The following is a 7,972-nucleotide window of genomic DNA, read 5'->3' on the forward strand; positions in this document are numbered from 1 at the left end:
CGCCGATGCCGCGGCTGCCGCCGGTGACCAGCAGCGTCTTCTTGTCCGCGCTCATTCCTGGCAGCCTTTCAGCAGGAAGACATCCCACGGCACCTTGGAAAAGCCGTCCGGGCCATAGGCGGCCGACATCTGCAGCGAAGCACCTAGATCTGGAAAGATCAGGCTTTTCGGCGCCTCCGCGCCTTCGGCCGGCAGCAGCGCGATGTTGCCCTTGTCGTCGGCGCTGTAGACGACGCCCTCCCACACCGTGCAGGCGGCGAGTTCATCGCCGGTCACGTCGCCGGTCGGGCATTTGTACATCAGCGAGCCATGCGGCCGCGCCACGCCGTCGGTCCACATGACGATACCGTCCAGCACCACGCCCTTGTCGAGCAGCATCTTGAAGCTGTTGGTGACGGTGGCCGAGTCCATGGTCGGCCTGAAATCGATGCCGGCCTCGCTTTCGGCATCGCCATAGACGGCGAGTTCCAGCGGGCAGGCGGCGTGGGCCTCATGACCCGCTGCGAGGACAGCCAGCGAACCGGCCATATATCCGATTATGGGCGAGGTGACGTTTGCCATCAGTTGGCTTGGCTGCTCTCGCGGCCGTCGGCGTTTTCGAGCACGCCGAAATCGGTCATCAAGACCAGCGGCTCGCCGGCCGCGTCCAATCCCCAGAAGGACGGATAGAAGCCGTCGCCCCAACCGCTCCAGAACATCGCGATGTTGGTCGCCTTGCCGGCGACCGGATGATGCATGACGAACCGATCCTGGTTGGGCGCGAATTCGGCCGCCAGCACATCGTCATAATAATTCTGGTCGGGCTTTAGCCTGTCCTGCGCGGCCGACATCAGCGCCATCGCCGTCTTGTCCATGAACGAGCCCAGACCGGCATCGACGGGATAGCCGAAGATCTCGTCGGCCTTAAGCGTCGCGATATCCTGGCCGGGCATGGTGGCGAGTTCCCAGCGCACCGGCGTGCCGGGATGGAAGCGTAGGAAGGCCGCCGCCACACGGCCCTGCGCCTCGAACAGCGAAACCGGATAGTGCCCGGGCTTCACCTTGCGGCTCAGCGCCGGCCAGTCATCGCTTGTAACCAGGGGATCGCAGGCGATGATCTCACCTGTCGGCAACTCAAGGTCTCCGATTGGCGTGATCGCTATCTTGCGCTCCGCCAGTTGCGTCTCGCTGAGCGCGAAGATACCGAGGTTGCTGCTCGCCTTTGCCGGATCCCATTGTGCGGCGATTGCCAGCGAAGGGATAGCCGTGGACAGGCCCAGTCCGACAAGGCCGCGCCGAAAAACCCGCTGTAAGCCGCGCGCCGCACGCCCCAGCCCGAACCCCAGGTGCTCCAGCCAGCCACTCATAGCGGGTCAGCCTTCGATCACAGATCGAGCACCAGCCGTTCCGGATCCTCCAGGCTTTCCTTGACGCGCACCAGGAAGGTCACCGCTTCCTTGCCGTCGACGATGCGGTGGTCGTAGCTGAGCGCCAGGTACATCATCGGCCGGATCACGATCTGGCCGCCGACCACCACCGGCCGGTCCTGGATCTTGTGCATGCCGAGGATGCCCGACTGCGGCGCATTCAGGATCGGCGTCGACATCAGCGACCCGTAGACGCCGCCATTGGAGATGGTGAAGGTGCCGCCCTGCATGTCGGCGACGGAAAGCTTGCCGTCGCGCGCGGCGAGGCCGAGGCGGCCGATCTCCTTCTCGATCTCGGCTATTCCCATCTGGTCGGCATCCCGCACCACCGGCACCACCAGGCCCTTGTCGGTGCCGACGGCGACGCCGACATGGGCGAAGTTCTTGTAGATGATGTCGGTGCCGTCGATCTCGGCGTTGACCGCCGGGATCTCCTTCAGCGCATGCGTCACCGCCTTGGTGAAGAAGCCCATGAAGCCGAGCTTCACGCCGTGCTTCTTCTCGAACACGTCCTTGTACTTGGATCGCAGCGCCATCACCGCGCTCATGTCGACCTCGTTGAAGGTGGTGAGCATGGCGGCGGTCGACTGCGCTTCCTTGAGCCGCCGCGCGATGGTCTGGCGCAGCTTGGTCATGCGCACGCGCTCCTCGCGCGGGGCGTCTTCGGCCGGCGACGGCGCGCGGACGACGACCGGGGCCGGCGCCGATTTCGGCGTCTCGGCCGGCTGCGACGGCGCGCCCCTGGCGATGGCGTCGAGCACGTCGCCCTTCAGCACCTGGCCGCGCTTGCCGGTGCCGGTGATCTGGTCGACCGCGAGGTTGGCCTCGGCGATCAGCTTCGCCGCCGCCGGCGCCGGCGGCATGGAGCGCTGCTCGATCGCGCCGGCATCGCCGGCGATCTTGGCGGTCTCGGCGGCAGCCTGCTTGACGGTGGACGCCGCCTCGGGGCTGGAGGCCTGCGACACGGCTTGCGGCTTGGTCGCGGGCGCCGCCGCCTCGCCGCCGGCCGAGATCGAGCCGAGCAGCGCGCCGACGCCGACCGTCTCGCCTTCCTTTGCGATGATCTCGCCCAGCGTTCCGGCGCCCGGGGACGGCACTTCCACCGTCACCTTGTCGGTCTCGAGCTCGACCAGCGGCTCATCGGCGGCGATCGCGTCGCCAACCTTCTTGAACCATTTGCCGATGGTCGCTTCGGTGACGGATTCGCCGAGGGTGGGGACGCGGATTTCGGTAGCCATTGTGCCTGTCCGTTCTGTCTCGTTAAGGTTCTATTCGCCGAGCGCGTCGTCGAGCAAGGCGGCGAGCTGGCTGAGATGCTTCGACATCAACCCGGTCGCCGGCGAGGCCGAGGCCGGACGGCCGGTGTAGCGCACCCGCTGATGCTTGGCGTCGATATGTGCCAGCACCCATTCCAGATAGGGGTCGATGAACGACCAGGCGCCCATGTTCTTGGGCTCCTCCTGGCACCACACCATCTCGGCATTGCGGAAGCGTGACAGTTCGGTGATCAGCGCCTTGGCCGGGAACGGATAGAGCTGCTCGACGCGCAACAGGTAGATGTCGTTGATGCCGCGCTTCTCGCGTTCCTCGTAGAGGTCGTAATAGACCTTGCCCGAACACAGCACGACGCGGCGGATCTTGGAATCCTTGGTCAGCTTGATCGCCTGGTTCGGCAACAGCTGCGCGTCGTCCCACAACAGCCGGTGGAACGAGCTTTCGCCCGAAATCTCCGAAAGCGTCGACACCGCCCGCTTGTGGCGCAGCAGCGACTTCGGCGTCATCAGGATCAGCGGCTTGCGGAAATCGCGCTTCAATTGCCGGCGCAAGATGTGGAAGTAGTTGGCCGGCGTGGTGACGTTGGCCACCTGCATATTGTCTTCGGCGCAGAGCTGCAGGAAGCGCTCGAGCCTGGCCGACGAGTGCTCGGGTCCCTGGCCCTCATAGCCATGCGGCAGTAGGCAGACGAGCCCCGACATTCTGAGCCACTTGCGCTCGCCGGATGAGATGAACTGGTCGAACACCACCTGGGCGCCGTTGGCGAAGTCGCCGAACTGCGCTTCCCACAGCGTCAGCGCCTTCGGCTCGGCCAGGCTGTAGCCATATTCGAAGCCGAGCACGGCCTCTTCCGACAGCATCGAGTTGATGACCTCGTAGCCGGCCTGCGCCGCCGACAGATTGTTGAGCGGGATGTAACGCGTCTCGTCGCGCTGGTCGTAGAGCACCGAATGGCGCTGCGAGAAGGTGCCGCGCTCCGAGTCCTGGCCGGAGAGGCGGATCGGGTTGCCGTCGAGAAGGATGGCGCCGAAGGCCAGCGCCTCGGCCGTCGACCAGTCGATGCCTTCGCCGGATTCGATCGACTGGCGGCGGTTCTCGAGGAAGCGGACGATCGTCTTGTGCGCCTCGAAACCCTTCGGCACCTCGGTCAGCTTCTTGCCGATCTCCTTCAGCGTCTTGACCGGCACGGCGGTCTTGCCGCGCCGTTGCTCATCCTGGTTGTCGGCCGTGCGCAGGCCGGACCAGGCGCCGTCCAGCCAGTCGGCCTTGTTCGGCTTGTAGGACTGGCCAACCTCCCATTCGACTTCCAGATGCGCCCGCCAGTCGGCCTTCATCTTGTCGAATTCGGCCTGGGTGATGTGGCCCTCGGCGATCAGCCGGTCGGCATAGATCTGCACCGTCGTCTTGTGGGTGCGGATGGCGCGGTACATGATCGGCTGGGTGAAGGCCGGCTCGTCGCCCTCATTGTGGCCGAAGCGGCGGTAGCAGAACATGTCCACCACTACCGGCTTGTGGAACTTCATGCGGAACTCGGTCGCCACCTTGGCGCCGTGCACCACGGCTTCCGGATCGTCGCCATTGACGTGGAAGATCGGCGCCTCGATCATCTTGGCCACATCCGACGGATAGGGCGAGGAGCGCGAGAAGCGCGGATTGGTGGTGAAGCCGATCTGGTTGTTGATGATGAAATGCAGCGTGCCGGCAACGCGGTGGCCGCGCAGGCCGGACAAGCCGAGGATTTCGGCGATCACGCCTTGGCCGGCGAAGGCCGCGTCGCCGTGCAGCAGGAGCGGCATCACCTTGGCGCGTTCCGATAGCGGCACGATCTCGCCACGCTCGCGGCCGGCGAGCTGATCCTGCTTGGCGCGCGCCTTGCCCATCACCACCGGGTCGACGATTTCCAGATGCGAGGGGTTGGCGGTCAGCGACAGGTGCACCTTGTTGCCGTCGAACTCGCGGTCCGACGAGGCGCCAAGATGGTACTTGACGTCGCCCGAGCCCTCGACCTCGTCGGGTGCTGCCGAGCCGCCCTTGAACTCGTGGAAGATGGCGCGGTGCGGCTTGGCCAACACCTGGGAGAGCACGTTGAGGCGGCCGCGATGCGCCATGCCAAGCACGACCTCCTTCAGGCCGAGCTGGCCGCCGCGCTTGAGTATCTGCTCCAGCGCCGGGATCAGGGCTTCGCCGCCGTCGAGGCCGAAGCGCTTGGTGCCCTTGTACTTGACGTCGGCGAACTGCTCGAAGCCTTCCGATTCAATCAGCTTCTGCAGGATCGCCTTCTTGCCGGTCGCGGTGAAGGTGATCTCCTTGTCGGCGCCCTCGATGCGCGCCTGGATCCACGCCTTTTCTTCCGGATCGGAGATGTGCATGAACTCGACGCCGAGCGTCGAGCAGTAGGTGCGGGTGAGAATCTCCAGCATCTGCCGGATGGTGCCGAATTCGAGCCCGAGCACATTGTCGAGGAAGATCGGCCGGTCGTAATCGGCTGACGTGAAGCCGTAATTCTCGGGTGACAGCTCGTTATAGTCCTCGAGCGGCTTGGCGATGCCGAGCGGGTCGAGATTGGCATGCAAATGGCCGCGCATGCGGTAGGCGCGGATCATCATGATGGCGCGCACGGAATCGCGCGTCGCCTGGTGCACGTCGGCATCGGACAGGACGACGCCGTTGGTGACCGCCTTCTCCTTGACCTTCTTCTCGATCGCCTTTTCGACCAGGCCCCAATTGCCGTCGAGCGCCGACACCAGTTCGCCATTGGCCTGCATCGGCCAGGAGGGCTTGGCCCAGGAAGCGCCCTTGGCGTTCTTGCGAACGTCCGCGGCGTCGTCCTTCAGCGCCGCGAAGAAGTCCTGCCATTCGGGATTGACCGATTCAGGATCGTCCTCATAGGCGGCATAAAGCGCGTCGATATAGTCGGCATTGCCGCCATAGAGGAAAGAGGTGAGCGAGAATTGGTCGTTGGCCTGATCTTGTCGTGCCATGTCACTTGTCGGAGCCTGGCTCCGTCTCCTTTTCAGGGTGAATGGTGAATAGTGAGTGGTGAATGGTCAGCAGAAAACCCGGGACTTCCCTCGATTTTGCACCGCCACTCATCCGTACTTGCCATTCACTATTCACCATTCACTATTCACTGACCCTTGATCGCCTCGACCAGCGTCGTGCCGAGCCTTGCCGGCGACGGCGAAACCTTGATGCCGGCCGATTCCATCGCCGCGATCTTGTCTTCCGCGCCGCCCTTGCCGCCGGAGATGACCGCGCCGGCGTGGCCCATGGTGCGGCCGGCCGGTGCCGTGCGCCCGGCGATGAAGCCCGCCATCGGCTTCTTGCGGCCGCGTTTGGCTTCGTCCTTGAGGAACTGCGCGGCGTCTTCCTCGGCCGAACCGCCGATCTCGCCGATCATGATGATCGACTTGGTCTCGTCGTCGGCGAGGAACATTTCCAGCATGTCGATGAATTCAGTGCCCTTGACCGGATCGCCGCCGATGCCGACGGCGGTGGTCTGGCCGAGGCCGACATTGGTGGTCTGGAAGACTGCCTCATAGGTAAGGGTTCCCGAGCGGGAAACAACGCCGACCGAGCCTTTGCGGAAGATGTTGCCGGGCATGATGCCGATCTTGCATTCGTCGGGCGTCAGCACGCCCGGGCAGTTCGGGCCGATCAGCCGCGAGGTCGAGCGGTCGAGCCGCGCCTTGACCTTGACCATGTCCATCACCGGGATGCCTTCGGTGATGCAGACGATGAGCGGGATCTCGGCCTCGATCGCCTCGATGATGGCCTCGCCCGCGCCCGCCGGCGGCACATAGATGACGGAGGCGTTGGCGCCGGTCTTTTCCTTGCCTTCGGCGACCGTGGCGAAGATCGGCAGGCTCTCGCCCTTGGCGCCGGTCCAGGTCTCGCCGCCCTTCTTCGGGTGGATGCCGCCCACCATCTTGGTGTCGTGATAGGCCAGCGCCTGCTCGGTATGGAACGTGCCGGTCTTGCCGGTCAGGCCCTGCACGAGAACCTTGGTGTTCTTGTCGACGAGAATGGACATGGGTGAGAACGCCTCTGAATTCAGCGATTACAAGAAAGGATTGACGGCCCGGACCGAGCCGTAAACCTGGTTGTGATTGAGATCCTCGGTGTAGAAGATCGGCGCGCCAAGTCGCTCCGCGGCCGCGAGCAGTGCTGCGTCATAGTATTTGAGTTGATAGCGGCGCGCGAGACGAAGGCCCGCGATGACATAGGCCTGGTCGACCGGGACGAACGGAAGCGCGCCGAGAAAGACCAGCCACCGGTCGACCACAGCATCGGCAAAGGCCGACTTGCGTCTCGCGACATTCGCGAACTCGGCCAAGGTCTGGCCGGAGACACCGAACACGGTCCCGAGCACAAGCCTTTGCGCGATATCGTGGCGGCGAGGATCACTTGTCCTCTCCGAAGCCGCGTACAGGAGGACGTTCGAGTCGAGAAAGCATTCTATCCTCTCGTTCGGCATAGATCTCGTCCCGGTTCCATTTGTATTCGGGGCCTAGGTCGAGCGGCGATTCCTCCATCAGCCTGCGCATGCCTTCCCGCGCCCAGGCGATCCGGTCTTCCTGTTCGACCTCATGCGCGAGCAGCGAGCGGATCAGGGCGTTGAGTGTTGTCTTGCGATGCTCCGCGAGGCCTCGCGCCTTTTCGAGCAGAGCTTCGTCCATGGCCAGGGTGACGTTCTTCATCGTCCGTCTCCACATAAATACACAGGAATAATATGTGTGATTATGTGTAATTCTTCAATGCCGGCGATCACCATCGGTTCAGCCTTCCTTCATCTCGGAAGGCGCGACGCGCCGGTAGAGCCCGCTCACCATGCCTTGCCAGGCATCGCTGCCGGAAGGTTTGAACTGCAGCCGCATGCGGTAGGTGTCGGCGCCTTCAAAAACGTAAGTCACCCGCGCGGCGCCGCGCGGCGACGACCGCTCCAGAACCAGCTCGCTGTCGTTCCACGTGCCTGTGGCCGGGGACGCCGGCACAAAGCCCATCGAATCGAACTGGTGCATGGTGACGAGGCTGTTCTGCTGGTCGAAGCCGAACACATTGTGCGAGCCGAACGAGATCGTCCCGTCGCGGCGCTGGCGATAGCGCTGCACCACGAACAGGCCGCCGAACTGCGCCTCGGCCATCACTTCCGAAGTCGCGGTGCCGGCATCGGTCCATTGCGTGCCCGCCACCTCTTCCTCGCCGCGCCACGCGCCGACCAGCGCCTGCAGGCGCTGGTCGGCGCGTGGCGCGGCGAGGAAGAGGTGGCGGGCACGCAATGGACCGATGCC

At 64.4% G+C, this 7,972-nt stretch carries 8 protein-coding genes; all 8 read right to left on the bottom strand.

What is annotated here, in order from left to right; translation table 11 throughout:
• Positions 1-51 precede the first annotated feature (51 nt).
• The 8 genes from EN742_RS15900 to EN742_RS15935 all read right to left on the bottom strand — a co-directional run bounded on the left by EN742_RS15900 (position 52) and on the right by EN742_RS15935 (position 7,969).
• Positions 52-561 carry a hypothetical protein gene (locus tag EN742_RS15900; protein WP_126057461.1) on the bottom strand — a complete coding sequence of 170 codons (510 nt, stop codon included), beginning with the start codon at positions 559-561 and terminating at the stop codon, positions 52-54.
• Positions 561-1,346, bottom strand: coding sequence for a DUF4241 domain-containing protein (locus EN742_RS15905; protein WP_126057460.1), 786 nt, complete (start codon positions 1,344-1,346; stop codon positions 561-563). The genes EN742_RS15900 and EN742_RS15905 overlap by 1 nt, the downstream gene beginning before the upstream one ends.
• 17 nt (positions 1,347-1,363) lie before the next feature.
• Entirely contained in the window at positions 1,364-2,644 is a 1,281-nt protein-coding gene (odhB, locus tag EN742_RS15910; RefSeq protein ID WP_126057459.1) for a 2-oxoglutarate dehydrogenase complex dihydrolipoyllysine-residue succinyltransferase, read from the bottom strand.
• A gap of 30 nt (positions 2,645-2,674) precedes the next feature.
• Positions 2,675-5,662, bottom strand: a complete 2,988-nt coding sequence (locus EN742_RS15915; RefSeq protein ID WP_126057458.1) for a 2-oxoglutarate dehydrogenase E1 component — start codon at positions 5,660-5,662, stop codon at positions 2,675-2,677.
• A gap of 146 nt (positions 5,663-5,808) precedes the next feature.
• Positions 5,809-6,714, bottom strand: a complete 906-nt coding sequence (sucD, locus tag EN742_RS15920) for a succinate--CoA ligase subunit alpha (RefSeq protein WP_126057457.1) — start codon at positions 6,712-6,714, stop codon at positions 5,809-5,811.
• Positions 6,715-6,741: 27 nt separating this feature from the next.
• Complete coding sequence (locus tag EN742_RS15925; RefSeq protein WP_126057456.1) at positions 6,742-7,158, bottom strand: PIN domain-containing protein; 417 nt, start codon at positions 7,156-7,158, stop codon at positions 6,742-6,744.
• Positions 7,085-7,381, bottom strand: a complete 297-nt coding sequence (locus EN742_RS15930; protein ID WP_126057455.1) for a hypothetical protein — start codon at positions 7,379-7,381, stop codon at positions 7,085-7,087. Before EN742_RS15930 ends, EN742_RS15925 begins: the two co-directional genes overlap by 74 nt.
• Positions 7,382-7,459: 78 nt before the next feature.
• A complete protein-coding gene (locus EN742_RS15935) occupies positions 7,460-7,969 on the bottom strand; it encodes a DUF1579 family protein (protein WP_245492334.1) in 510 nt (169 codons plus the stop codon).
• Between the last annotated feature and the right edge of the window lie 3 nt (positions 7,970-7,972).

The organism is Mesorhizobium sp. M4A.F.Ca.ET.020.02.1.1 (assembly GCF_004022645.1).
In the GTDB taxonomy this organism is placed as follows: Bacteria; Pseudomonadota; Alphaproteobacteria; order Rhizobiales; family Rhizobiaceae; genus Mesorhizobium.